Annotated in this window: 19 protein-coding genes; 9 read left to right on the plus strand and 10 right to left on the minus strand. The window is 73.7% G+C overall.

All coding sequences use genetic code 11. The features are described 5' to 3' along the window. The first annotated feature begins 2 nt into the window (after nucleotides 1–2). Together ABZ135_RS06010 and ABZ135_RS06015 are read left to right on the plus strand one after the other, a co-directional pair. Nucleotides 3–656, plus strand: a complete 654-nt coding sequence (locus ABZ135_RS06010) for a lipopolysaccharide biosynthesis protein (RefSeq protein WP_356692230.1) — start codon at nucleotides 3–5, stop codon at nucleotides 654–656. Nucleotides 657–823: 167 nt separating this feature from the next. Further along, a complete protein-coding gene (locus tag ABZ135_RS06015) occupies nucleotides 824–1,957 on the plus strand; it encodes a GNAT family N-acetyltransferase (protein WP_356692333.1) in 1,134 nt (377 codons plus the stop codon). A 48-nt stretch (nucleotides 1,958–2,005) separates the two neighbouring features. Here the strand turns inward: ABZ135_RS06015 and ABZ135_RS06020 are convergent, their stop codons facing one another. Next, nucleotides 2,006–3,388 (minus strand): glycosyl hydrolase, encoded by a 1,383-nt coding sequence (locus tag ABZ135_RS06020; RefSeq protein ID WP_356692232.1) that lies wholly within the window; start codon nucleotides 3,386–3,388, stop codon nucleotides 2,006–2,008. Nucleotides 3,389–3,756: 368 nt separating this feature from the next. Here ABZ135_RS06020 and ABZ135_RS06025 point away from each other — a divergent pair, with 368 nt between their 5' ends. Next, nucleotides 3,757–5,055 carry an ATP-grasp domain-containing protein gene (locus ABZ135_RS06025; protein ID WP_356692234.1) on the plus strand — a complete coding sequence of 433 codons (1,299 nt, stop codon included), beginning with the start codon at nucleotides 3,757–3,759 and terminating at the stop codon, nucleotides 5,053–5,055. Here the strand turns inward: ABZ135_RS06025 and ABZ135_RS06030 are convergent. After that, the gene (locus ABZ135_RS06030; protein ID WP_356692236.1) at nucleotides 5,045–5,278 is read right to left on the minus strand and encodes a chaplin; all 234 of its coding nucleotides are present in this window, start codon (nucleotides 5,276–5,278) and stop codon (nucleotides 5,045–5,047) included. The genes ABZ135_RS06025 and ABZ135_RS06030 overlap by 11 nt on opposite strands. A gap of 187 nt (nucleotides 5,279–5,465) precedes the next feature. Then, nucleotides 5,466–5,669, minus strand: coding sequence for a hypothetical protein (locus ABZ135_RS06035; RefSeq protein ID WP_356692238.1), 204 nt, complete (start codon nucleotides 5,667–5,669; stop codon nucleotides 5,466–5,468). Between the two features lie 150 nt (nucleotides 5,670–5,819). On the opposite strand from ABZ135_RS06035, the gene ABZ135_RS06040 reads away from it, so the two are divergent. Continuing rightward, nucleotides 5,820–6,833, plus strand: a complete 1,014-nt coding sequence (locus ABZ135_RS06040; RefSeq protein ID WP_356692240.1) for an LCP family protein — start codon at nucleotides 5,820–5,822, stop codon at nucleotides 6,831–6,833. Nucleotides 6,834–6,860: 27 nt separating this feature from the next. On the opposite strand, the gene ABZ135_RS06045 is transcribed toward ABZ135_RS06040, so the two are convergent. Together ABZ135_RS06045 and ABZ135_RS06050 are read right to left on the minus strand one after the other, a co-directional pair. Beyond that, nucleotides 6,861–8,888: a thioredoxin domain-containing protein gene (locus ABZ135_RS06045; RefSeq protein ID WP_356692242.1), complete on the minus strand. Its 2,028-nt coding sequence runs from the start codon at nucleotides 8,886–8,888 to the stop codon at nucleotides 6,861–6,863. Nucleotides 8,889–9,045: 157 nt separating this feature from the next. After that, nucleotides 9,046–9,438: a rodlin gene (locus ABZ135_RS06050; RefSeq protein WP_345485985.1), complete on the minus strand. Its 393-nt coding sequence runs from the start codon at nucleotides 9,436–9,438 to the stop codon at nucleotides 9,046–9,048. Nucleotides 9,439–9,718: 280 nt separating this feature from the next. Between ABZ135_RS06050 and ABZ135_RS06055 the strand changes: the two genes are divergently transcribed. Continuing rightward, nucleotides 9,719–12,886, plus strand: a complete 3,168-nt coding sequence (locus ABZ135_RS06055) for a tetratricopeptide repeat protein (RefSeq protein WP_356692244.1) — start codon at nucleotides 9,719–9,721, stop codon at nucleotides 12,884–12,886. Nucleotides 12,887–13,033: 147 nt separating this feature from the next. Here the strand turns inward: ABZ135_RS06055 and ABZ135_RS06060 are convergent, their stop codons facing one another. Together ABZ135_RS06060 and mca are read right to left on the minus strand one after the other, a co-directional pair. Continuing rightward, on the minus strand, nucleotides 13,034–13,276 hold the full coding sequence (locus ABZ135_RS06060) for a hypothetical protein (protein ID WP_356692246.1): 243 nt from the start codon (nucleotides 13,274–13,276) through the stop codon (nucleotides 13,034–13,036). Then, nucleotides 13,269–14,150 (minus strand): mycothiol conjugate amidase Mca, encoded by an 882-nt coding sequence (gene mca, locus ABZ135_RS06065; protein ID WP_356692248.1) that lies wholly within the window; start codon nucleotides 14,148–14,150, stop codon nucleotides 13,269–13,271. Before mca ends, ABZ135_RS06060 begins: the two co-directional genes overlap by 8 nt. A gap of 97 nt (nucleotides 14,151–14,247) precedes the next feature. Here mca and ABZ135_RS06070 point away from each other — a divergent pair, with 97 nt between their 5' ends. From ABZ135_RS06070 to ABZ135_RS06085, 4 genes are all read left to right on the plus strand, one after another. Continuing rightward, complete coding sequence (locus ABZ135_RS06070) at nucleotides 14,248–14,649, plus strand: DUF4307 domain-containing protein (protein ID WP_356692250.1); 402 nt, start codon at nucleotides 14,248–14,250, stop codon at nucleotides 14,647–14,649. 200 nt (nucleotides 14,650–14,849) lie between these two features. Next, nucleotides 14,850–15,347 (plus strand): transcription elongation factor GreA, encoded by a 498-nt coding sequence (gene greA, locus ABZ135_RS06075; protein ID WP_356692252.1) that lies wholly within the window; start codon nucleotides 14,850–14,852, stop codon nucleotides 15,345–15,347. A gap of 110 nt (nucleotides 15,348–15,457) precedes the next feature. Continuing rightward, nucleotides 15,458–17,845: a PQQ-binding-like beta-propeller repeat protein gene (locus ABZ135_RS06080; protein WP_356692254.1), complete on the plus strand. Its 2,388-nt coding sequence runs from the start codon at nucleotides 15,458–15,460 to the stop codon at nucleotides 17,843–17,845. Between the two features lie 21 nt (nucleotides 17,846–17,866). Then, nucleotides 17,867–20,284: a protein kinase gene (locus tag ABZ135_RS06085; protein ID WP_356692256.1), complete on the plus strand. Its 2,418-nt coding sequence runs from the start codon at nucleotides 17,867–17,869 to the stop codon at nucleotides 20,282–20,284. On the opposite strand, the gene ABZ135_RS06090 is transcribed toward ABZ135_RS06085, so the two are convergent. The 3 genes from ABZ135_RS06090 to ilvA all read right to left on the minus strand — a co-directional run bounded on the left by ABZ135_RS06090 (nucleotide 20,229) and on the right by ilvA (nucleotide 23,470). Beyond that, nucleotides 20,229–21,074, minus strand: coding sequence for an ABC transporter permease (locus ABZ135_RS06090; protein WP_356692258.1), 846 nt, complete (start codon nucleotides 21,072–21,074; stop codon nucleotides 20,229–20,231). The two genes, ABZ135_RS06085 and ABZ135_RS06090, sit on opposite strands and share 56 nt — an antisense overlap. Beyond that, nucleotides 21,071–22,105 carry an ATP-binding cassette domain-containing protein gene (locus ABZ135_RS06095; protein ID WP_356692260.1) on the minus strand — a complete coding sequence of 345 codons (1,035 nt, stop codon included), beginning with the start codon at nucleotides 22,103–22,105 and terminating at the stop codon, nucleotides 21,071–21,073. Before ABZ135_RS06095 ends, ABZ135_RS06090 begins: the two co-directional genes overlap by 4 nt. 132 nt (nucleotides 22,106–22,237) lie before the next feature. Further along, entirely contained in the window at nucleotides 22,238–23,470 is a 1,233-nt protein-coding gene (gene ilvA, locus ABZ135_RS06100) for a threonine ammonia-lyase (protein ID WP_356692262.1), read from the minus strand. Nucleotides 23,471–23,540: the final 70 nt, after the last annotated feature.

Genomic DNA, 23,540 nt, shown 5'->3' on the forward strand with positions numbered 1-23,540 from the left:
CCATGACCACGACCCCGCCACGTTCCTCCCTCCTCACCCCCGCCCGCTGGATGGTGCTGCCGGCCGCCGCGCTCGCCGGCGCCGTCCTCGGCGGCGGTTACGGCGCCCTGAAGACCCCGCAGTACGCGGCGACCAGCTATGTCATCGTCGTGCCCGGCGAGAAGTCGGACCCGGCCGCTGCGCTCGGTTTCGCCCAGGCGTACGGACGGGTCGCCACGGACATCGCCGTGACCGGTGACGCCCAGGTGTGGGCGGGTGTCCCGGCGGAGACGCTGCGCGCCGGCGTACAGGCGTCCACCTCCCCGGACGCGCCGATGATCTCGATCACCGCGCGCTCGGCGAAGCCGTCCACGGCGGTGTCGATGGCCGACGGAGTGGCCCGGGCCCTCGTGCTCAACAGCACGCACGCCGCCGGGAACACGGGCGTGAAGGTGGTGCCCTTCTCGCGGGCGACCAAGCCGGTCGAGCCGGTGTCGCCGTCCGCGTCCCTGTCGGCGCTCGTCGGCGCCTGCGCGGGCGGGCTGCTCGGCGGCCTGGGACTGCTGGTCCGGCCGAAGCGGCCGGCGCGCGCCGAGGCACGGCACTCGCGGCAGGGCACGGCCGCCGTGCCGGGCCCGTCGGTGGCCTCGCAGCAGCCGGAACCGGAGGCGGTGTGAACAGCGGACCTCTGTCCACCGAGCCGCGCTCCGGGGGCCGGGGCGGACTGCGCGCCGGGCTGCACGCCGGGCTCCGCATCGGGCCGCGCGGCCGGTCGGCCCCCGGGCCGGGCGACGGCCCCGGCGACGGACCGGGCGAGGGACCGGGCGAGGGACCGGGCGGCGGGCTGCGCGCCGAGGTCTGCCGGGACGGCGCCGAGTTCGGCCGGCTCGGCCCCGAATGGACGACGCTGTACCGCCGCTGCTCGGCGGCGACGCCCTTCCAGTCGCACGCGTGGCTGCACTCCTGGTGGCTGTCGTACGGCCGGCCGGGTGCCCTGCGCCTGGTCCTGGTGCGGCGGGCCGACGGCACGCTGGTCGCGGCGGCGCCCCTGACGCGGGCGGCCGGGCCGCTGCCGGTGCTCACGCCGCTCGGCGGCGCCCTCACCGACTACATGGACGTGCTGGTCGACGACGACTGCCCCGAGGCGGTGCCGGTGCTGACCGACGCGCTCGCGCGGCTGGCGCGCGGCGCGGTGCTCGATCTGCGCGAGGTGCGGCCGGGGGCGGTGGCCGAGCGGGTCCACGCGCTGTGGCGCGGCCCCCGGCGACGGCTCACGGACTCGCTGTGCCAGGAGCTGCCGGGCGTGCCGGTCGAGGGGCTGATCGAGCGGCTCCCCTCCACCAAGGCCCAGCGGGCCCGGGCGAAGCTCCGCAAGCTGGACGCGCTCGGCATCGAGGCCCGCATCGTCTCCGGCCCCGAGGTGCCGGCCGCCCTGGAACGCCTCCTGGAGCTGCATCTGCTCCAGTGGCAGGGCCGGGGCGTGACCGCCGAGCACACCAGCGAGCGGTTCGCCCGGCACCTGGAGCGGGCGGTGGGGTCGATGGTCGAGTCGGGGGACGCGCGGGTCACCGAGTTCCGGCTCGACGGCGAGGTGGTCTGCGTGGACCTCACGCTGATGTCGCGGCAGTTGTCCGGTGGCTATCTGTACGGGGCCGATCCGGTCCTGCGGGCCCGCAAGGCGGACGTGGCGGCGCTGCTGCTGCGGCACGGCGCCCGCGAGACCAGCGCCGACGGGCGGGCGACGCTGAGCCTGCTGCGGGGCACCGAGCCGTACAAGAACCACTGGCGCCCGGAGTCGGTCGCGAACCAGCGGTTCATGCTGGCGGGACGGGCCGCGGCTCCGCTGCTGTGGGCGCGCGCGGGCGCGGCGGCCGGGCGGCGCTGGGTGGCCGGGCAGGCGCGGGAGCGGGAGTGGCTGGGGCGGATCATCGGCCGTCTGACGGGGCGGCGCCCCACGGCGAACGGCGGCGGAGGATGAGCTCCTCCGCAGCCGTTCGGGGCCGTCACCGGCGGGGTCACCGTCGGGTCAGAAGGGCCAGACCCCCTGCCACGTGCCCTTCAGGTCGACGTCCACGTCCTTCCAGGAGGGCGCGGTCGGGACGCAGATCGTGCTGCCGATCCACCCTTCGACCCATGAACCGAGGTTGATGGTCCAGCAGGTGGGCTGAGGCTTGGGCTCAGGCTTCGGCTCGGGCTTGGGCTCAGGCTTCGGCTCGGGCTTGGGCTCGGGCTTCGGCTCGGGCTTCGGCTCGGGCTTCGGCTCGGGCTTCGGCTCAGGCTTCGGTTCCGGCTTCGGCTCAGGCTTCGGTTCCGGCTTCGGCTCAGGCTTCGGCTCGGGGAACGTCGGGTCGACCGGGTCCGTCGGATCCGTCGGGTCCACAGGATCCGTCGGGTCCACAGGATCCGTCGGGTCCACAGGATCCGTCGGGTCCACCGGGTCCGTCGGGTCCACCGGGTCCGTGGGGTCGACCGGGTCGGTCGGCTCCGTGGGCTCCGTCGGCTCCGTCGGCTCCGTCGGCTCCGTCGGCTCCGTCGGCTCCGTCGGCTCCGGCTGCTCCAAGCCGTACAGCATCTGCCGGAACACCTGCGAGGAGCGCGGATTGTCGTCGCACTGCCAGACGCCGTGCGGACAGTAGTCCGTGATCGTGTGGTACAGCGGCTTGTGCTGCTTCATCCATTCGAGCATGCGCCGCATGTACTCGGGGTTGTCCCCGTTCCGGAACAGGCCCCATTCCGGGTAGGAGATCTGCTTCTTGTGCTCGGCGGCGAAATCGACCTGCGCCTGGAGTCCGTACGGTTCGTTGACGTGCTCGTCGAAACGGGAGCCCGGCGGCTGGTCGTAGGAATCCATGCCGATGATGTCGACGACGTCGTCACCGGGATAGCACTCCGTCCACGGAATGGCGTCCCGGCCCCGGCTCGGGTTGAAGTCGAAACGGAACTCCTGGCCCGGCACGGAACGCATCGTGGTGACGATGCGCGTCCAGTACTTCTTCCACGCGGTCGGATCGGGCGCGCACCGGTGGGTGTACGTCGTGCCGTTCATCTCCCAGCCGAGGACGAGCACCGTGTCCGTGGCGCCCAGGTCGACGAGCCGCTGGGCGAGCGTACGGAAGTGGTGGTCGTAGTAGCCGGCCGCGCCGAGCTGGAGCTTGCGGCGGACCTCGTAGTCGGAGACGCCGGCCTCGTTGCGCTCCAGCATCGGCACGTTCAGGACGAACAGCCGGTCGGCCCGTTCCTTGCGCCAGGCCGCCCAGGAGTCGAGGAAGCCGGGCGGGCCCTCGATGTTCGACCAGAGGTCGCCGGGCAGGTAGGTGTGGCCGACGCGCAGCTCCCGGCCGCCGAGCCATCGTTCGAGCTGACTGATCCGGGCCACCCCGAGCGGCCCGGATTCGAGAAAGGCCCCCATGGCACTCGACAGAGTCGGTTGGGGGCCCCGGGTCGTTACGGATTCGGGTGCGGAGGTCTGGGCGCGTGCCGGAGCGGGCGCCTGAGCCCGTTCCCGAGCTCCGTCGTGCCCGTGAGCGGGGGACGACAGCACGACAGAACCTGACGCAAGGAGAGCGGCGGTGAACACCCCCAGCCATGCCCTCGAAGTTCTCCGTTTTCTGCTGTCCATGGCAGCTCCTTCTCTCTGGCATCCCGTGACGAGTCGTCAGTCCGATGTTCAGAAAGTATTCCTAATGAGCCGACCGAGAACGCGGCTTGGATCTGTTCCGTCGCCCGTTAGAGCATTCTTCCTCGCCCGAATGGGGCATCCGAAACGAAGGACATGCCGTGCCGAGTTTTGACACCCGCGTTCCCGCGGTCCTTGTGCGGCTCGATCCGAACCCTTTCCATCACGGCACGCTCGGTGCCGCGCGGTCCCTGGGGCGGGCGGGCATCGCGGTCCACGCGGTGGTCGAGTCGCCGGCCGGTCCGGTGGCCCGCTCCCGCTATCTCCGCGGCGCCCACCCACGCCCCGCCGAGCCCTCCCCGGCGGAGCTCACCCGTCTCCTGCTCCGCATCGCCGACCGGCTGGCCGAGCCGTCACCGCCGGCCGTGCTCGTCCCCCTCGACGACATCACGGCCCTGTTCCTCGCCGAGTGCCGGCCGGAGCTCGCCGGCCGCTACCTGCTGCCCGACCAGTCGCCCGAGCAGCTCGCCCGCGTCGCCGACAAGGCCCGGCTCGCCGAGACCTGCCGGTCCCTGTCCGTCCCCCACCCGCGTACCGAACTGCCCGCCGGCCCCGACGAGGCCGCCGCCATGGCCCGGTCGCTCGGGCTGCCGCTGATCGCCAAGTGGAGCCGCCCCTGGCTGCTTCCGGCCGACGGCGGGCTGCGCGGCACCACGATCGTCGGCTCGCTCGCCGAGGTCCGCGAGCTGTACGCGCGCACCCCCGAGGCCGGCAGCCGGCTGCTGCTCCAGGAGCTGCTGCCGCCCGGGCGGGAGCTCGACTGGTTCTTCGAGGGGTACGTGGACTCCGCCGGCGGCTGCTCGACCGGGGCCACCGGCCGCAAGGAGCGTTCCTGGCCCGCCGGGGCCGGCCCTACCGCGGTGGGCCGCTGGACCGCCAACCCGGCGGTCGACGGCATCGCCCGGGAGCTGATCGCGGCACTGGGCTACCGGGGTGTGTGCGATCTGGACTTCCGGCTCGACCCGGTGACCGGCGCCTATCACCTGCTCGACTTCAACCCGCGGCCCGGCGCCCACTTCCGGCTCTTCGCCGACCGGGACGGTCTCGACGTGGTCCGGGCGATGCACCTCGACCTCACCGGCCGCCCGGTGCCCGCCCACCAGCCCGTGTACGGGCGTCGCTTCGTCGTCGAGGACCACGCGGCGCTGTCCTGGCTGACCTCGCCGCGCCGCCGGTACGCGCCGGTGCGGCGCGGCGGCGAGGCGGCCTGGTTCGCCGCCGACGATCCGCGTCCGGCGCTCGCCATGCTGCGGACCCGGCTGTCCCGCCTCGCGCGCAGGGGCGCGCGGTCGCTCCGCCGCCTGCTGCGGACGACCGGACGCAAGGGCCGGCCCCGGGGGGTGTGGTGGACACTCCCCGGGGCCGGCCCGTCCTGCCGACGTCGGAACGTCAGGCGTTGATGCAGACGTTGCCGAACGCCGGGTTCAGCGCGGCGATGATGTTCACGCTGTTGCCGCAGATGTTGATCGGAACGTGGATCGGAACCTGGACCACGTTGCCCGACAGGACGCCCGGCGAGCCGATGGCCGCGCCCTCGGCGTGCGCGTCGGCCATCGCGGGGGCGGCGGCACCCAGGGCCATGAGCAGACCGGCGACGGCGACCGCAGCCTTCTTGCACTTCATTTCGTCTGGATCCTTTCTGCGGCGGAAGAAAATTCACGGCTTTCGTGAGGTGCGGGAGCACTGATGCCCCCGCCTTCCGCTGCACAGTTCACAACGACCCTGCCACGGAAAGGAAACCGCATCATCATCCGACAGCACGTTTTCACTCCGTTGCCTCGGGCGGCGGTTGCTTCGTGCCGCATTCGGCTCAACGGGGCCAGATCGGGGTCCGGGTGAGGCGCTCCCACTCCCGGTCGGGATGGCCGGGCACCGTACGCCCGTCCATGGCCCATTGGCGGGCCAGCGCGGAATAGAGGGGAAAGGGTTCGCGATCGAAGGGTGAAGGGTCGGTCACATATCGGCTCTTCGGAATGAAGGCCAGCCGCTCCCATTTCCCGGGATCGGGTGCCATATTCGCTCCTTCCGCTGAGGTTCCGGCATCATGACACAGCCTCAGCAGGAGAGTGATTCGAACGGTCCATGTCGCGCCGCGCACCTGTGTGCGACGGCATTCGAATTACGGTGCGGGCATCTCCGTCTCCGAGCATCGGTGGTGTCCGTCATGAAAGTCCCCAGACTGCGTCTGCTCCTCGCCTCGGGCACGCTGGCCGTCCTCGGTTCGGGCGCGCTCGCCGCCGCCCCGGCCGCTCTGCCGTCACCGGACAAGGGGCTCAACATCCTCGTCGTCGGCGTCGACTCGCGGGCCGGCGTCACCGCCGCGGAGCGGACCGACTACCGGATCGGCTTCAAGGAATGCGGCTGTACGGACGTGATGATGCTGGTCCACGTCTCGGCGGGGTACGACCGGGTCAGCGTCGTCAGCCTGCCCCGTGACTCGCTCACCGAGTTCCCCGAGCACCGCGACCGGCACACCGGCGAGATCCACGCGCCGCACCGGGCGAAGCTCAACAACGCCTGGAAGGAGGGCGGTCCGTCGTTCGTGATCGAGCGGGTCGAGGCGATGACCGCGCTGCCGGTCCACCGCTACCTCGAGATCGACTTCCGCCGGTTCATGGACACGGTGAACGTCGTCGACGGCGTGCCGGTCTGCACCGAGCGCCCCCTGAAGGACCCCGTCACCGGGCTCGACCTGCAGCCGGGCACCCGCAGGGTCCTCGGCGGCGAGGCGCTCCAGTACGTGCGCTCGCGCAAGGCGGACGGGGAGGCGGACTTCGGACGGATCAAGAAGCAGCAGTCGTTCGTGGTGAACACGCTGCGCGAGGTCCGCACCCGCCTGTTCGAGGACACCGACGGGCTGCGCTGGTTCGCCGAGACCCTGCGCGGCGACGCGAGGACCGAGCGCGGGATCAGCGTGCCGGAGCTGCTGACGCTCGCGGCCCGGCTGCGGGACCTGCCGCCCGAGCGCACCGAGTTCGCCACGGTGCCCATCAAGACCGTCAACCCGCTGATCCCGAACGTCGGCGCGACGATCTCGTGGGACGTGCCGTACGCCGAAGAGGTCTTCGCGGAACTCCGCGCGGACCGGGGGCTGCCGGAGCCCCGGCCCACGCCGCAGAGCGAGACCCCCCTGGGCGAGTACACGCCCAGGGGAGGCACGTCGTTCCTCTGCGGCTAGTCGTCCCGCCGCGTACGGGCCGCCGCCTCAGCGGGACAGCTTGCGGCCCAGCTCGGCCGGGTCCGTCGTCGGCGCGTCGCAGACGAAGTGCCGGCAGACGTAGGCCGCGGCCGCCCCGTCGACCAGCGGCCGGTCCCGCAGCAGGGGAAACTCCTCGCCGCCGGGCAGGCCGGTGGCGAGGACCGCTCCGGGGGCCGTGCCGTGCAGGGCCGTACGGCGCAGGGCCTGGAAGCCCTCGTCGTCGGGTGCGCCGACCACGGCGACCTCGCGCGGCCCGTCGAGCAGGGCCTCGGCGACCGCCAGGCCCCAGCCGATGAACCGGGGGGCGCGCGGCCCGAGGGCCTTGACCACGCCGAGGGCGCGCTCGGCGGCGGTGCGGTGGGCGTCGGAGCCGGTGTGCGCCGCGTAGCCGAGGAGGGCGCCGGCGGCCGCGGTCCAGCCGGACGGGGCGGCGCTGTCGGTCGGGTCCTGGGGACGCCGGATGAGCCGCTCGGCGTCGTGGGCGGTGTCGTAGAGCGCGCCGCCCTCGGCGGTGAACCGGTCGAGGACGATGTCGAGGAGGAAGCCGGCGAACTCCAGCCACACGCCCTCGCCGGTGACGGACGCGAGGGCGAGGAAGCCCTCGGCGACGTCGGCGTAGTCCTCCAGGACTCCGGCGTTGGCACCGGCGCGGCCGTCCTTGGAGGTACGGGTGAGGCGGGCACCGTCGTCGAGGTGCAGCCGGACGAGCAGGTCGGCGGCCTCGGTGGCCCGCTCGATCAGGTCGGGGCGGTCGAGCAGCGCGCCGGTCTCGGCGAGGGCGGCGATGGCGAGCCCGTTCCAGGCGGCGACGATCTTGTCGTCGCGGCCGGGGCGGGCGCGTTCCTCACGGGCGGCGAGCAGCCGCTCCTTGACGGAGGCGATCCGGCCGGCGTCGGCGGGGCCCGCGTCCTGCGGGAGCTGGAGCACGGAGGAGCCGTGCTCGAAGGTGCCCTCCTCGGTGACGCCGAAGTAGCGGGCGGCGTAGCGCGCGTCGTCCTCGCCGAGCACCTCGGCCAGTTGCCCGGGGGTCCACACGTAGTAGGCGCCCTCGACGTGCCGGCCCGTTCCGTCGTCGGAGTCCGCGTCGAGCGCGGAGGCGAAGCCGCCCTCGGGGGTGCGCAGTTCGCGGACCATGAAGTCGGCGGTCTCCAGGGCGACCCGGCGGGCGAGCTCGCTGCCGGTGGCCCGCCACAGGTGCGCGTACACGCGGCACAGCAGCGCGTTGTCGTAGAGCATCTTCTCGAAGTGCGGCACGACCCAGGCGCGGTCCACCGCGTAGCGGGCGAAGCCGCCGCCGAGCTGGTCGTAGATGCCGCCGCGGGCCATCGCCTCGCAGGTGTGGACGGCCATCTGGAGGGCGCCCTCGGCGCCCGTACGGGCGTGGTGGCGCAGCAGGAACTCCAGCACCATCGACGGCGGGAACTTGGGCGCGCCGCCGAAGCCGCCGGAGCTCGCGTCGTACTCCCGGGTGAGGCCGAGCAGGGCCTGGGCGAACTCCTCCTCGCCGGGGACGCCCTCGCCGCCGAAGGCGAGGGAGCGGGCCGAGAGGTCCTTGACGATCTTCCCGGCGACCTCGCCGACCTCGTCGCGGCGCTCGTCCCAGGCGCGGGCGACCCCGTCGAGGACGTCGGAGAAGGACGGCATGCCGTGCCGGGGCTCGGGCGGGAAGTAGGTGCCGAAGTAGAAGGGCGCCGCGTCCGGGGTGAGGAAGACGGTCATGGGCCAGCCGCCCTGCCCGGTGGCGGCCTGCACGGCCTCCATGTAGACGGCGTCGACGTCGGGGCGCTCCTCGCGGTCGACCTTGACGGCGACGAAGCGCTCGTTGACCAGGGCCGCGGTGGTCTCGTCCTCGAAGGACTCGTGGGCCATCACATGGCACCAGTGGCACGAGCTGTAGCCGACGCTGAGCAGCACCGGTACGTCACGCCGCCGGGCCTCCTCGAACGCCTCGGCCGACCAGGGCCACCAGTCGACGGGGTTGTCGGCGTGCTGGAGGAGGTAGGGGGAAGTCTCATGGGCCAGTCTGTTCGGCATGTCCCCATCCTTGCGCACCCGGGGAAAGACCGCCCGTACGCCACGGGTGGCGGGGGCGCGGGCGGGGCACTGATACGGGGAGCGGCCCCGTTCCTCGCACTGGCTCTGCGAGGAACGGGGCCGCTTCCGTCGGGCTTCTTCAGCGGAGATGCCGAGATCAGCCGCCGACGTTGCCGTTCTGGGAGAGGACCTCGCCCAGGATGTGCGACAGCGCGTCGTCGCCCTTCTGCTGCACGGAGTTCTGGGTGCAGGTCTGGTTCGCCATCGGGTTGCCGAGGACGTCCTGAACGGCGACCGGGATGGCGATGACGCCGATCGGCACCTGCGCCTGGACCTTCTGGATGTCGAAGCAGTGCAGGACGCCACCGTTCACGAGACCGAAGTTCGGGCTCATGTAACCACCGGTGGAGTTGCTGCCGATGGACTGCTTCGACTGGTTGCCGATGATGTTGGCGCTGCCGCCGTCGTTGCCGGCCGCCATCGCCGTGGTCGCGGACATGCCGGCGACGGTGGCCGCAACAGCAGCGGTAGCAAGAACCTTCTTGATCACGAGTCTTCCTTCTTGAGCTCGATGGCCCGGAACTGCTCCGTTGACCGAAGCGTCCTGATCAACTGGCCCGGGAAGGATTGGTTCCGGGGCATCACCCGGACGCGGTATTCGGCACATGAACGCCATCGGACGCGAGGTCGACGGGCTGTCGTTCGGTCAAAACCCTTTGTGGGCCTGATCCCTTGGGGCGTCTGGGCCGTCCCGACGCTCCCTCGCGCGGACGGGCGTCCGGCAGGACACTGGGGTCCGGACTGTTCGATTGCGGCGGAGGGGGACGCGGATGCGGGACAGCCACCGGGCCGAGGCGGAGCGGCTGTGGGAACGGGCCGTGGAGGAAGAGGTGGGGCGCTCGGGCGGCCGGGTCGACGGGGCGGTGCTCCTGTCGCGCGGCCGGGCGGCTCTGGACGCCATGGCGGCGCCCGCGGCCGAGGAGTACGCGGCCTATCTGCGGGCCGTCGAGGCGGCGGAGGCCGGCCCGGCCACGGCGGATCTGGCGACGCCGGCGCTGGTGACGGCCGTCGCGGCCGTCGCCGCGGTGGGCGGCGATCTGGCCCTCGGTACGGGGTCGGGCACGGCGCTCGGCGCCGGTGCCGTGGTCGCGGCGGCCGGCGCCGCGGCGACCGCCCTGAAGGTCGGCGCGGGCCGCCGGGCCGCCGCGCACCGCAGGGCCGGGGTGGCCGGCCGGCCCGGCGGGGTGGAGCAGTTGCGGCTGCGCTGGCTGACCGCCTTCGAGGTGCGGGGGGTGCGGCCGTTCCTGGAGCAGCAGCGGGCGCTGCTCGGCACGACGGCGGGGCAGCCGCCGCAGAAGGTGGTCGAGCGGCTGCGGGGCGCGGACCGCAGCGCCGCGGCCCGGCGGCGTACGGTCCTGGAGCAGTCCTTCGGCCAGTTGCCGGAGCCGGTGGAGCCGCTCGCGGGGCGGCGGGACGAGCTGGCGCGGATCACCCGCTGGGTGCAGGCGGGCCGGGCGGCGACGACCACCCGGCCGACGGTGGTGATGCTGCCCGGGGCGCCCGGTTCGGGCCGCAGCGCCCTCGCGGTGCGGGCGGCGCACGCGCTGCGGGACCAGTTCCGCGGGGCGTGCGTGGTGGATCTGCGGGGCGGTGCCGCGGGCGGCGAGCGGCCGCTGTCGACCCGGGAGGCGCTGCTGCATCTGCTCAACCGGCTCGGTGCGCCGCGCGAGCAGTTGCTGTTCCGGGAGGGGGCGTCGGCGGAGCAGCAGGAGCGGCGGCTCACGGAGCTGTACCACCGGCATCTGACCGGGCTTCCCGTGACGGTGGTCCTGGAGGACGCGGTCGACGCGGAGCAGGTGCGGACGCTGCTGCCGGAGCGTTCGGACAGCCTGGTCCTGGTGACCTGCCGGGAGCCGCTGGACCTGGGGCCGGACGTGCCGGCCTCGGTGCACGTGCTGCCGGTGGCGCCGCTGGACGCGGCGGGGGCGGAGGAGCTGCTCCTCGCGGCGGCGGGCGGGCCGGACACGGGGCCGTACGACGGGGACGGCTTCGAGCGGGCCCGGGAGCTGTGCGGCGGGCTGCCGCTGGCGCTGCGGGCGGCGGGCGCCCTGCTGGGCGGCCGGCCGGCGGACGAGGTGGCGCGGCTGCTCGCCGAGACCGGCGGCGCGGACGCGGGGCCGGTGGAGCGGGCGCTCGCGGCCGGGTACGCGGCGGCGCTCGACGAGGACGGGCGGCGGCTGCTGCGCCGGCTCGCGCTGGCGGGCCGGGCCTCGCTGGGCGCGGCGGCCGCGGCGGCCCTCCTCGGCGGTTCGGGCGCGGACGGGGCGCGGCTCCTGGCGGAGCTGGCGCGGGCGGGTCTGCTCGTCCCGGTGCGCGGCAGGCGGTACCGGCTGCACGACGCGGTGCGCGCGTTCGCGGCGGCGCGGCTGGCCAAGGAGGAGGACGCGGCGGAGATCGCGGCCGCGCAGGAGCGGCTGATCCGGAACTACGCGGAGCTGGCGGACGCGGTGATCCGGATGGTCGACGGCAAGATGTCGACGCGTGCGAACCGCTTCGACGGGCACGGCTTCGGTTCGCTGGACGCGGCGCTGCGCTGGCTGGACGAGGAGTCCAGCTTCATCACGGCGACGCTGCGGCACGCGGAGGGCGTGGACCAGCAGACGGTGCTCGACCTGCTGGGCGCGCTGTGCGACTACTGCCTGCTGCGGGGCGACCTGTACCGGCTGGGCGAGATCGACGAGCTGACGGCCTCGGTGGGGCAGGGGTTGCTGTCGCGTTCGGTGCGGTGGCGGACCGGTATCGCGGCCCGTCAGCTCGGCGAGCTGGACAAGGCGCGGACCACGCTGACCTCGGTGGTGTCGCTCTACCAGGAGGCGCACCAGGACGCGGGGGCGGCGCTGGCGCTGTGCTCGCTCGGGATCACCCTGCACCACCAGGGCCGGCTGGCGGAGGCGGCGGCGCGGCTGCGGGAGGCGCTGGGGCTGCAGGAGCCGGAGTCGCTGGCCGCCGACCGGGGCTGGACGCTGCACGCGCTCGCGGCCGTGGAGCGGGACCGGGGCGGTCTGGCGGAGGCGCTGGCGCTGCTCGACCGGGCGCTGGCGCTGCACCGCGCGCACGAGTCGCTGCACGGCGAGGCGTGGGCGCACTTCCAGTTGGGCCAGGTGCGGCTGCGGACGGGCGAGGTGGCGCGGGCGGAGGACGCGCTGCGGCTCGCCCTGGACCTGTACGGCCGCACGCACGACGGCCGCGGCGAGGCGTGGGCGCTGACCCAGCTCGCCCGGGCCCGGCTGGTCGACGGGGACGTGGAACCGGCCGTGGAGGGGCTGCGGCAGGCGCTGGCCCGGCACCGGGAGCAGGAGGACGCGCGGGGTGAGGCGTGGACGCTGTACTACCTGGGGCACGCGCTGGAGGAGCGGGGCGACCGGGATCAGGCGATACGGGAGCTGGAGCGGGCCAGGACGATGTTCTCGCGGATGCGGGACGTCTACGGCTTGGCATGCGCCCGCCATCATTCGGGGCGGGTCACCCGGGACCAGCGGGCCGCGCAGACGGGCAACCTGCGCAACTCGGGCTTCGCGCGCCAGCTTCTGGCCGACGCCCGCGCCGACTTCCGGCGCATCGGGGTGGCCCACGGCGAGGCGTGGACCTGTCTGGAGCTGGCCATCGTGGACGCGGGCAACGGCCGCACCGCCCAGGCCGTGGAGCTGTGCGAGGAGGCGGCCCGGCTCTTCCTGTCGTACGGCGACCGCAGGGGGGCCGACTGGGCCCGCTTCCTGCGCTGCACGCTGCGGTCCGACCCGGCCGCGGCCCGCGAGGAGCTCGCCGCCCTGACCGCGGACCGGCATCCGGCCCGCGACCCGGGTCTGGAGGACTGCGCGGAGGCGTACGCCCTGGTCCTGGACCGCGTCACCCCGCCGGAGGCCGGCTGGCAGGCATGGGACCTGGGCATGGTGCCGGGGCGGCAGGCGCGCGAGGTGATGGGGGTGCCGCTGACGTAGCCGCGCCCGGCCGCGGGACGGCGCGCGCGGCTCGTGCAGCCGCCCCGCTCGTACGGCGCACCCCGCTCCGTACGGGGCCCCCGGTCGCGCGGCGGGTAGCGCTCGTCCGGGCCCCGGCCGTGCCGGGGCCCGGGCGGGGGCGGGCCGCTACTTCTTCGGGCTGTCGGCCGCCGGGGCGGCCGGGGCGGCGCCGGCCGGGTCCGGGGCCTCGACGAAGTCGACCTTGTGCATGTGGCGGTTCATCGACTTCATCAGCATCCAGACGGCCAGCGCCAGGACGGCGAAGACGACGAACCCGAGGACGCCGGGGGTCACCTTGTTCTTGTCCAGTTCTTCGGCGGCGAAGGGGACAAGCTGGGTCAGTGCCAGGTGTGCGCTCATGCTAGGCATTGTCGCGGATGCCCGCGAAGAGGTCGCTCTCGGGGAGGGAGGTGTCCACGAGGGACTTGCTGAGCTCGTACTCCTCGGTGGGCCAGACCTCCTTCTGGATCTCCATGGGGACCCGGAACCAGCCGCCGTCGGGGTCGATCTGGGTGCGGTGCGCGATCAGCGCCTTGTCGCGGGTCTCGAAGAACTCCGCGCAGGGCACGAAGGTGGTGAGCGTCCGCTCCTTCTTGGAGAACTCGTCCCAGCGCTTCAGCCAGTCCCCGTACGGGGACTCCAGGCCCCGGTCGAGCAGGGCCTGGTGCAGGGCCTCGGTGCGCGGGCGGTTGAAGCCCTGGTTGTAGTAGAGCTTCTGCGGCTGGAAGGCCGGGCCGAACTCGTCCTCCGGGTACTTCTCCGTGTCGGCCGCGCCGTCGAAGGCCACCATCGTGATCTTGTGGGTCATGATGTGGTCGGGGTGCGGATACCCGCCGTTCTCGTCGTAGGTCGTGATGACCTGGGGACGGAAGGAACGGATCTTGCGGACCAGCCGGCCGGCGGCGGCGTCCACGTCCTCCAGGGCGAAGCAGCCCTCGGGCAGCGGCGGCAGCGGGTCGCCCTCGGGCAGGCCCGAGTCGACGAAGCCCAGCCACTCCTGGCGGACGCCGAGGATGTCGCGGGCCTCGTCCATCTCCTTGCGACGGACCTCGTGGATGTTCGCCTCGATGTAGGGGTCGCCCTGGAGCTTGGGGTTGAGGATGGAGCCGCGCTCGCCGCCCGTGCAGGTCACCACCAGGACCTCCACCCCCTCGGAAACGTACTTGGCCATCGTCGCCGCGCCCTTGCTCGACTCGTCGTCGGGGTGGGCGTGAACGGCCATCAGTCGGAGCTGCTCAGTCAAGACTCGATCCTCAGTGATTCGTCGCCTAGGGAGGTCTCTATAGTGACGGAATCGGGGGTGGGAAAATTCCGTGTCCCCGACGGCGAGAGGAACGATCATGAGCGCGGTGCGAGAGCAGCCGCCCGAGGGGCGCTACGGGCGTTCCGCGGACGAGCGCGCCGACCGCAAGCTCAAGATCGCCGGTGCGGTGCTCGGCACCCTTTTCCTCGCCCTGATGGGCTGGTTCGGCTGGTACTACGTCGTCGACAACAAGATCAGCGCCGAGATGATCAAGTTCGACGTGGTCTCCGACACCGAGGTCCAGGTCCACCTGGAGATCCGCAAGGACACCGACGCCCGGGGCGTCTGCACGCTCCGCTCGCGCTCCGAGGACGGGGCCGAGGTGGGCCGCAAGGACGTCCGGGTCGACGAGGCCGCCGACCGCGTCGACCGGGTCTACGCGATCCGCACCACCGCCCGCGCCACCACCGCCGAGCTGATCGGGTGTACGGCCCGGTAGCGGTGGGTAGGGAGCCGGGGTGGAGCCTCGGCGAGTCACCTCGGTGACCTGGGGTGACGTGAACTCCGTGGTTTATGTCCTCCCGCTTTTCGCCACTCATTGTTAGGCTCGTGGTTTCGCCCGTTCGGAAGGCCGCCTTCAAGGTGCCCGCCTTTCGCGCAGGGCGAGCTTTGTATTCCCAGTACCTACGAGGAGCACCTGTGACCCAGACCAGCGACAACGTCACCTGGCTCACCCAGGAGGCGTACAACAAGCTCAAGGACGAGCTTGAGTACCTGTCTGGTCCCGCGCGTACCGAGATCGCCGCCAAGATCGCCGCCGCGCGCGAGGAGGGCGATCTGCGCGAGAACGGCGGGTACCACGCGGCCAAGGAGGAGCAGGGCAAGCAGGAGCTCCGGGTCCGCCAGCTCACGCAGCTCCTGCAGAACGCCAAGGTCGGCGAGGCCCCCGAGGACACCGGTGTGGTCGGTCCCGGCATGGTCGTGACCATCGCGTTCGACGGTGACGAGGACGACACGCTGACGTTCCTGCTCGCGTCCCGCGAGTACGCGAGCGACGACATCGAGACCTACTCCCCGCAGTCCCCGCTGGGCGTCGGCGTCATCGGCAAGTCGGTCGGTGACGAGGCCGACTACGAGCTGCCGAACGGCAAGACCGCCATGGTGAAGATCCTCAGCGCCAAGCCGTACACCGGCTGAGGCCGCTGCCGCTCGTCCGCGCGAAGGGCCGGATCCCGTGAGGGGTCCGGCCCTTCGCCATGCTCATGTAATGATCAAGGGCGTCGGCCGCACGGAGGGGGACGGGGCAGATGCTGGGACCGCTGCGCGAGGGCGCGCCACGACGGATCGGACCGTACGAGGTCCTGGCCCGGCTCGGGGCCGGCGGCATGGGCGAGGTGTACCTGGCGCGCCGCGACACCTCCGGCGCGTTCTTCGCCGTCAAGACCGTGCGGCGCGACCTGGCCGGCGATCCCGCCTTCCGCGACCGCTTCCGCCGCGAGATCAAGGTCGCCGCGCTGGTGCGCAGCGCGTACGCCGCCGCGCCGGTGGGCGGGGACGCCGACGCCGAGGTGCCCTGGCTGGCCACCGCGTACATCCCCGGCCCGAGCCTGTCGCAGGCCGTCCGCCGCGGCGGCCCGCTGCCCGTCGCCACCGTCCGCGCCCTCGGCGCCCGGATCGCCCGGGCCCTCGCCGACCTCCACGGCGCCGGGGTGCTGCACCGCGACCTCAAGCCCGGCAACGTCATGCTCGCCGCCGACGGCCCGCGCCTGATCGACTTCGGCATCGCCCGGGCGAGCGGGGCGACCACCATGACGGCCACCGGGATGATGGTCGGCACCCCCGCGTTCATGTCGCCCGAGCACGTCGCCGGCGCGCGGCACGTGACCGGGGCGTCCGACGTCTTCTGCCTGGGCTCGCTGCTCTGCTACGCGGCGACCGGCGAGGACCCGTTCGGCGACGGGCCCGTGGCGGCCGTCCTCTACCGCGTCGCGCGGGCCGAGGCCGACCTGGAGCGGGTGCCGGAGGAGCTGCGGCCGGCCGTCGCCGCGTGCCTGGCGGCGGACCCGGCGGACCGGCCGGCCCCCGAGGCCCTGGTGGAGCTCCTGGGCGGCGACACCGGGCGGCCGCCCGTGTGGCCGGAGGGTGTGCGGGAGCACATCGGCGCGTACGGGACGGAGCTGGCCCAGCTCGTCGCGTCCGGCGGCCCGCTCCTGGAGGCACCGGACCGGGCCCCGGCACCGGCACCGGGCCCGCCGTCGCTCCACGCGGCCCCCACGCTCGCCCCCGCCGCCCGGCCCCCCGCGCCCGCGCGGAAGCGGCGTCGGGCCCTGCTCGCGGCCGCGGTGGCCCTCGCGGTCCTGGGCGGCGGCCTCGGCACGTATCTGCTGTGGCCCCGCACGGAACCCCGCGAGCCGGCCACGGCGGGCCCGCCCGCGCCCTCGGTGCCCCGGATCCCCGGCGTGGACGACCGGGGACTCGCCGACGCCTCCGGGGTCGTCCCGCAGAACGCCGCCCAGCGGCCGGCCGGCTGGAAGCCCTGGCGGGCGAAGCTGGCGGCACCGGCGTTCGGCTGCTCGGCGAACGAGCGGGCGCTGGTCTGCCGGACGACCGACGGACGGTACGAGGCGCTGGACCCGGCGAGCGGGCGGAAGCTGTGGGAGGCGGACCTGGCCCCGGATCCGCGCGAGGACCGCAGCTACGTCGGGCCGACGGGCGCGGTCTTCCTCGCGGGTGGGACGGCCCGGCCGACCGTCCACGAGGGCCTCGCCGTCCTGGCCGCCGACTCGAAGGTGCAGGTCCGGGACGCGCGCACCGGTGCGCTGCGCTGGGAGAGACCGGCGTGGGCCCAGCAGGGCGTGGACAGCCGGCCGGTCGTGGCCGACGGGACGGTGTTCGTGGCCGCCCGGGCGTCGGAGGACGAGGCCACGTCGCGCGGCGTCGCCCTCACCGCGTACGCCCTCGCCGACGGCCGCAGGCTGTGGTCGAAGGCGCTGACCAACTCCGTACTCGCCCGCGGCGAAAACCGGGACTTCGAACCCGTCGCGTACGCCAAGGGCCTCGTGTACGCCCTCGGTGACGCGGGGCTCGTCGCCTTCGACGCGAAGACCGGCACGACCCGCGGGCAGGTCGATCCCGAGGCCGAGAGCTGTGCCAGGGTCAGGGTGCTGGGGGCGCACGCGTACTGCGCCGGCGGCGCCGGGGACCGGACGGTCCTGCACCTGCTCGACGCCACCACGCTGGCGACCGAGGGCGGCGCCCCGGCGCCGGTGGTGGGCGCGCGGCCCGACCTCGTGACCGACCGGGTGGCGGTGGGCTTCGCGGCTCCCGAGCGGAACAGCCTTCGCTTCCACGATCCGCGCGACGGCAGGGAGCTCGGCTCCTACCCGGTGCGGGCCGCACCGAGCGGCCAGGCGCAGGCCCTGTCGGCACCGCTGCTCGCGGGCGACCGGGTGGTCTACGCCGACTACTCCGCGCTGTACTCGGTGCACCTCGGCGCGGACGGCAAGCCCCTCGGGCTCACGGTCACGCCGGTGCCGGGGGCGCCGGGGGCGCGGGTCGACGAGGGGCCGGCCGACCCGGCGAACGGCGTGTCCTTCGACGAGATGCTGCGGCAGCCCGAGGTGCTGCCGGTCGGCGGCATCGCCTATCTCGTGTACGACAGGGGCGCCGTCGTCGCCGTGGAACTGCCCGAGTGATCTGCTGAGAGGACGACTCCGGTGCTGGAAGCACTGCCCGCCGGGCCGCCGCGGTTCGTCGGCCCCTATCGACTGCTGGCCCGGCTCGGCGCGGGCGGGATGGGCGAGGTCCATCTGGCCTGCCGGGCGGACGAGCCGACGGCCGACCCGTATCGCATGGTCGCGGTGAAGACCGTGCGGGAGGACCTGGAGGTCGACGGGGACTTCCGGACCCGGTTCCGGCGCGAGATCACGGCGGCCCGGGCGGTGAGCGGTCCCTACGCGGCGCGGCTCGTCGACGCGGACGCCGACGCGCCGACGCCGTGGCTGGCGACCGAGTACGTGCCGGGCCCTTCGCTCGCCGAGGCCGTCGTACGGTCCGGGGCGCTGCCGGTCGCGGCGGTGCGGGCGCTCGGGGCCGCGCTGGCGCGGGCGTTGGAGGGGGTGCACGGCGCGCGGGTGCTGCACCGGGACCTGAAGCCGGCGAACGTGCTGCTCGGATCCGCCGGTCCGAAGCTGATCGACTTCGGCATCGCGCAGGCGTTCGAGGCGACGGCGCTGACGTCGACGGGTCTGGTCGTCGGCTCGCCCGGCTTCATGTCGCCGGAGCATCTGGTGGGGAGCCGGGCCGTGGTGCCCGGGTCCGACGTCTTCTGTCTGGGCGCGGTGCTGGCGTTCGCGGCGAGCGGGCGGGGGCCGTTCCAGGACGACGAGATGGCGGCGGTGGTCTACCGGATCAGCCGGGCCGAGGCCGAACTGTCCGGTGTCCCGGAGGAGTTGCGGCCGGTCGTGGAGCGGTGTCTGCGGCTCGACCCGGCGGAGCGGCCGACGGCGGCGGAGCTGGTGGGGCTCCTGGGGGCCGGTGCGGCGGGCGAGGACGTGCCGGAGGTCTTCCCGTGGCCGGGCGGGGTGCTCTCGCTGGTCGCGGAGTACGGAGAGGCGGCGCGCCGGGTCGGCGAGGCGGCCGGGTCGGGCGCGGGCGTGGCGGATCTGCCGACGCTGGGGCCGGTGGTGCCGTACTCGCCGACGGCGGCGGGCTCCCGCCCCGCGGAACCTGCGGGGCCCGCTGGGCTGGCCGGGTCGGCGTCGCGGCGCCGGCCGTGGGGGCGGATCGCTGCGGCCGCGGTCGTGGTGACGGCGGTCGTGGTGACGGCGGGTGTGGTGGTGCTCGACCGGCGGGACGGCGGCGGGGACGCGGCCGGGCGGGGTCCGTCGGGCGGTCCTTCCGTGTCGTCGTCCGGCCCGGTCGCGACGCCGAAGACGCTGGACCGGGTCGTCCTGCCGTACGGCGGTGCGGGCCACACCGGCGACTTCGGGGCGGCGGGCACGGACCGCGCGTCCCGCCCGGCGGGCTGGTCGCCGTGGACGGCGAAGGTCGGCCAGGGCCTGGAGACCTGTGCCCTCGCACCGAAGGTGCTCGTCTGCGTGGGCGCCGGGGGTGCGGCGACCGGCCTGCGGGCGGCGGACGGCGGCACGCTGTGGTCGGTGCCGGGCCGGGAGGCGTCCGGCGGCGAGGGGCTGCTGTCGTCGGCCGGTCATCCGGCGGTGGTCGGCGACACGGCGTATGTCACGGGCCCGGACGGGATCACGGCGTACGGGATCGAGGACGGTGGGCGGCGGGGGAAGCTCCCGGCACCCGGCGACGCGTGGGCGGTGAAGGGCTCCGACCTGCGGGACGGTGTCCTCTACTCCGCGTATCTGCACCTCCTGGACGAGGGCAGGGGCCTGGTCACGGCGGTCCGGCTCGACGGCAAGGGCTCGGGCAGGGAGCTGTGGCGGACAGAGCTCGACGGCATCCCGGAGCAGCCGGTCGCGGGCGGCGACCGGGTGTATGTGCCGGTCGACGTCGCCACGCCGGTCGCGCTCGACGCCGCGACGGGCCGGGAGACGGCCCGCGCGGCGGCCGACGTCCCGTGCGGCGACATGGTCCTCCACGGCGAGTCCGTACTCTGCTCGGCCTCGCAGGACAGCGGGATCCCCGTGCTGGACGCCCGCACCCTGAAGCGGAAGCGCACCCTCGGCGCGGGTGAGTGGATCATGGCCGGTCCGGCGGTGAACGCGGCAGGCACCGTGGTCGTGGCGGCCGGCCGGCCCGCCCAGGAGGTGATCGCCTATGACCTGGAGAGCGGGCGGGAGCGGTGGCGTGCGGAGACGATGCCGCACCGCAACGAGCTGAGCCGGGTCTACTTCGCGGGCGACCGGGTCCTGGCGGGCGGCCGGCACCAGGTGACCGCCGTCCCGGTGTCCGGGCCGCCGGAGCGGGCGGAGGACCTGGAGGTGTTCACGGCCGAGCTGCCCGGTGGGGTCGAGGAGAGCACGCTGACCTCGCCGGAGGCGCTGGCCGCCGGAGGGGCGGTGTTCCTGCCCTTCGCCGGCGGCCTGGTCGTCTCGGGCTATCTGCCCTTCACGCCGTCGCCGAGCGGTACTTCCGGACCGCCAGCGTCCGGAACACCACGATGATCAGCAGCGACCAGAGCAGCGAGGCCCACACCGGGTGCTGCATCGGCCAGGCGTCGGACGGGGAGACGCCCGGGTTGCCGAAGAGTTCGCGGCATGCCTGGACGGTCGCGCTGAACGGGTTCCACTCGGCGACGGGCTGCAGCCAGGACGGCAGCTTGCTGGAGTCCACGAACGCGTTCGAGATGAACGTGACCGGGAAGAGCCAGATCAGACCGCCCGAGGTGGCGGCCTCGGGGGTGCGGACCGAGAGGCCGATGAGGGCGCCGATCCACGAGAAGGCGTAGCCGAGGAGGAGCAGCAGGGCGAAGGCGCCGAGGGCCTTGGGTATGCCCTCGTGGACGCGCCAGCCGACGAGCAGGGCGACGATCACCAGGACCACCACGGTCAGGGCGGTCTGCACGAGGTCGGCGAGGGTGCGGCCGGTGAGGACCGCGCCGCGGGCCATCGGCAGCGAGCGGAAGCGGTCGATCAGGCCCTTGTGCATGTCGTCGGCGATGCCGGCGCCCGCGCCGGCCGTGGCGAAGGTGACGGTCTGGGCGAAGATGCCCGCCATCAGGAACTCCCGGTAGACCTCCGGGGAGGTGGAGCCGCCGATCTGCATGGAGCCGCCGAAGACGTAGCTGAACAGCACCACGAACATGATCGGCTGGATCAGACCGAAGATGATCATCTCGGGGATGCGCATCATCCGGATCAGATTGCGCTTGGTGACGACCAGCGAGTCGGCGATCGACTGGGCGAGCGCGCCGCGGGGCTTCGGCCGCGGGGCGGTGTCGGTCAGTGCGGTCACTTGGCGGCCTCCTTCGCCTGGGCGCGCCTGCCCCGGGCGTCCTGGGGCCGGGAGTCGCCGCTCTCGTCGTCGGTCCGCTCGGCCGTGTGTCCGGTGAGGGAGATGAAGACGTCGTCGAGGGTGGGGCGGCGCAGTCCGATGTCGTCGATCTCGACGCCGACGGCGTCGAGATCGCGGATGACCTCGGCGAGGAGCTTGGCGCCGCCGGCGACCGGGACGGTCAGCTTGCGGGTGTGCTCCTCCACGGAGATGTCGCCGTGGCCGACGCCGGCGAGTCCGTAGCGCGCGAGGACCTCGCGGGCGGGCGGGATCATCTCGCGGTCGTGGACGACGACTTCGACGCGCTCGCCGCCGGTCCTGGCCTTGAGCTCGTCGGAGGTGCCGCGGGCGATGACCTTGCCGTGGTCGACGACGCAGATGTCGTGGGCCAGGTGGTCGGCCTCCTCCAGATACTGCGTGGTGAGCAGCAGGGTCGTGCCGCCCGCGACCAGTTCCTGGATGACCTCCCACAGGGCCTGCCGGTTGCGGGGGTCGAGGCCGGTGGTGGGCTCGTCCATGAACATGACGGGCGGGGAGACCACGAGGGCGGCGGCGAGGTCGAGGCGGCGGCGCATGCCGCCGGAGTAGGTCTTCGCGGGGCGGTCGGCCGCGTCGGCGAGGTGGAACCGCTCAAGCAGCTCGCCCGCGCGGGCCTTCGCGCTCTTCGCGTTCATCTGATAGAGCTGCCCGACCATCTGGAGGTTCTCGCGGCCGGTCAGATACTCGTCGACGGCGGCGAACTGGCCGGACAGGCCGATGGAGCGCCGCACCTCGTTGGGGTGCTTGAGCACGTCTATCCCCGCGACCACGGCTCTGCCGCTGTCGGGTTTCAGGAGGGTGGTGAGGACGCGCACGGTGGTGGTCTTCCCCGCGCCGTTCGGACCGAGGAGGCCGAGGACGGTGCCCTCGGGGACGTCGAGGTCCACGCCGTCCAGAGCTCGTACGTCACCGAAGGTCTTCACCAGACCTTCGGCGTGGATCGCGCCTGGCATAAGGGGTCTCCCACACGATCGAGGCGGTTTTGAGCGTTTCTGTCCAAGTCTAGGAACGCCGAGCGGCGCCCGCCCGGCGATTTCGTGACCCAGACCACACGCTAACGCGATACATCGCGACACGCCACCGGTTTACAGCACCGTGTACCCCGCGTCCCGCAGCGCCGCCGCGACCTCCTGGCAGTGCTCCGGCCCCTTGGTCTCCAGGTGCAGCTCGACCTCCGCCTCCGTCAGCCCGAGCCGCGGATCGGTCCGCACATGGCTCACGTCCAGCACGTTCGCGTCCACCACCGTGAGCACCGCCAGCAGCGTCGCCAGCGCGCCCGGGCGGTCCGTCACCTTCAGCCGCAGGCTCAGATAGCGGCCCGCGGCGGCCATGCCGTGCCGCAGGATCCGCTGCATCAGAAGCGGATCCACGTTCCCGCCGGACAGCACCGCCACCACCGGCCCGCGCCCCCGGAACGCCTCCGGCTCCGCGAGCAGCGCCGCCACCGGGCTCGCCCCGGCCGGTTCCACCACCAGCTTCGCCCGCTCCAGGCACAGCAGCAGCGCCGAGGAGAGGGCGTCCTCCGAGACGGTGCGGACCTCGTCCACGTACTCCCGGACGATCCCGAACGGCACGTCCCCCGGCCGCCCCACCTTGATCCCGTCCGCCATCGTCGCCGGCGAATCGACCGCCACCGGATGCCCCGCCGCCAGCGAGGGCGGGTACGCGGCCGCGCCCTCCGCCTGCACGCCGACCACCCGCACGTCGGGCCGCAGCGACTTCACCGCGAGACCGATGCCCGCCGCCAGACCCCCGCCGCCGACGCCCACCACGATCGTCCGCACCTCGGGGCACTGCTCCAGGATCTCCAGACCGACCGTGCCCTGGCCCGCGATGATGTCCGGATGGTCGAAGGGGTGGATGAAGACCGCGCCGGTCTCCTGGGCGTACTCCTCGGCCGCCGCCAGCGTCTCGTCCACGACGTGCCCGTGCAGCCGCACCTCCGCCCCGTACTCACGGGTCGCCGCCACCTTCGGCAGCGGGGCGCCGACCGGCATGAAGACCGTCGCGTGCACCCCGAGCAGGGCGGAGGCGAGCGCCACCCCCTGCGCGTGGTTGCCGGCCGAGGCGGCGACCACCCCGGCCGCCCGCTGCTCCGGCCGCAGCCCCGCGATCCGCACGTACGCGCCGCGCAGCTTGAACGAGCCGGTCCGCTGCAGGTTCTCGCACTTGAAGTGGACCGGCGCCCCCACCAGCGACGACAGATGCCGGCTGCCCTCCATCGCGGTCACCCGCGCCACCCCGGCGAGCATCTTCTGCGCCCCCCGTACGTCGTCGAGGATCAGCGGGTGCAAGGGGCGTGGTGTACGGAAGCTCATGACATCAAGTCTCGCAGCTCAGCGGGGTCCGGATCCGGATTGCGCAGCGCCGGTACGGACCCCGCCGGGG

The organism is Streptomyces sp. NPDC006339, from assembly GCF_040612775.1.
Classification (GTDB): Bacteria; Actinomycetota; Actinomycetes; order Streptomycetales; family Streptomycetaceae; genus Streptomyces.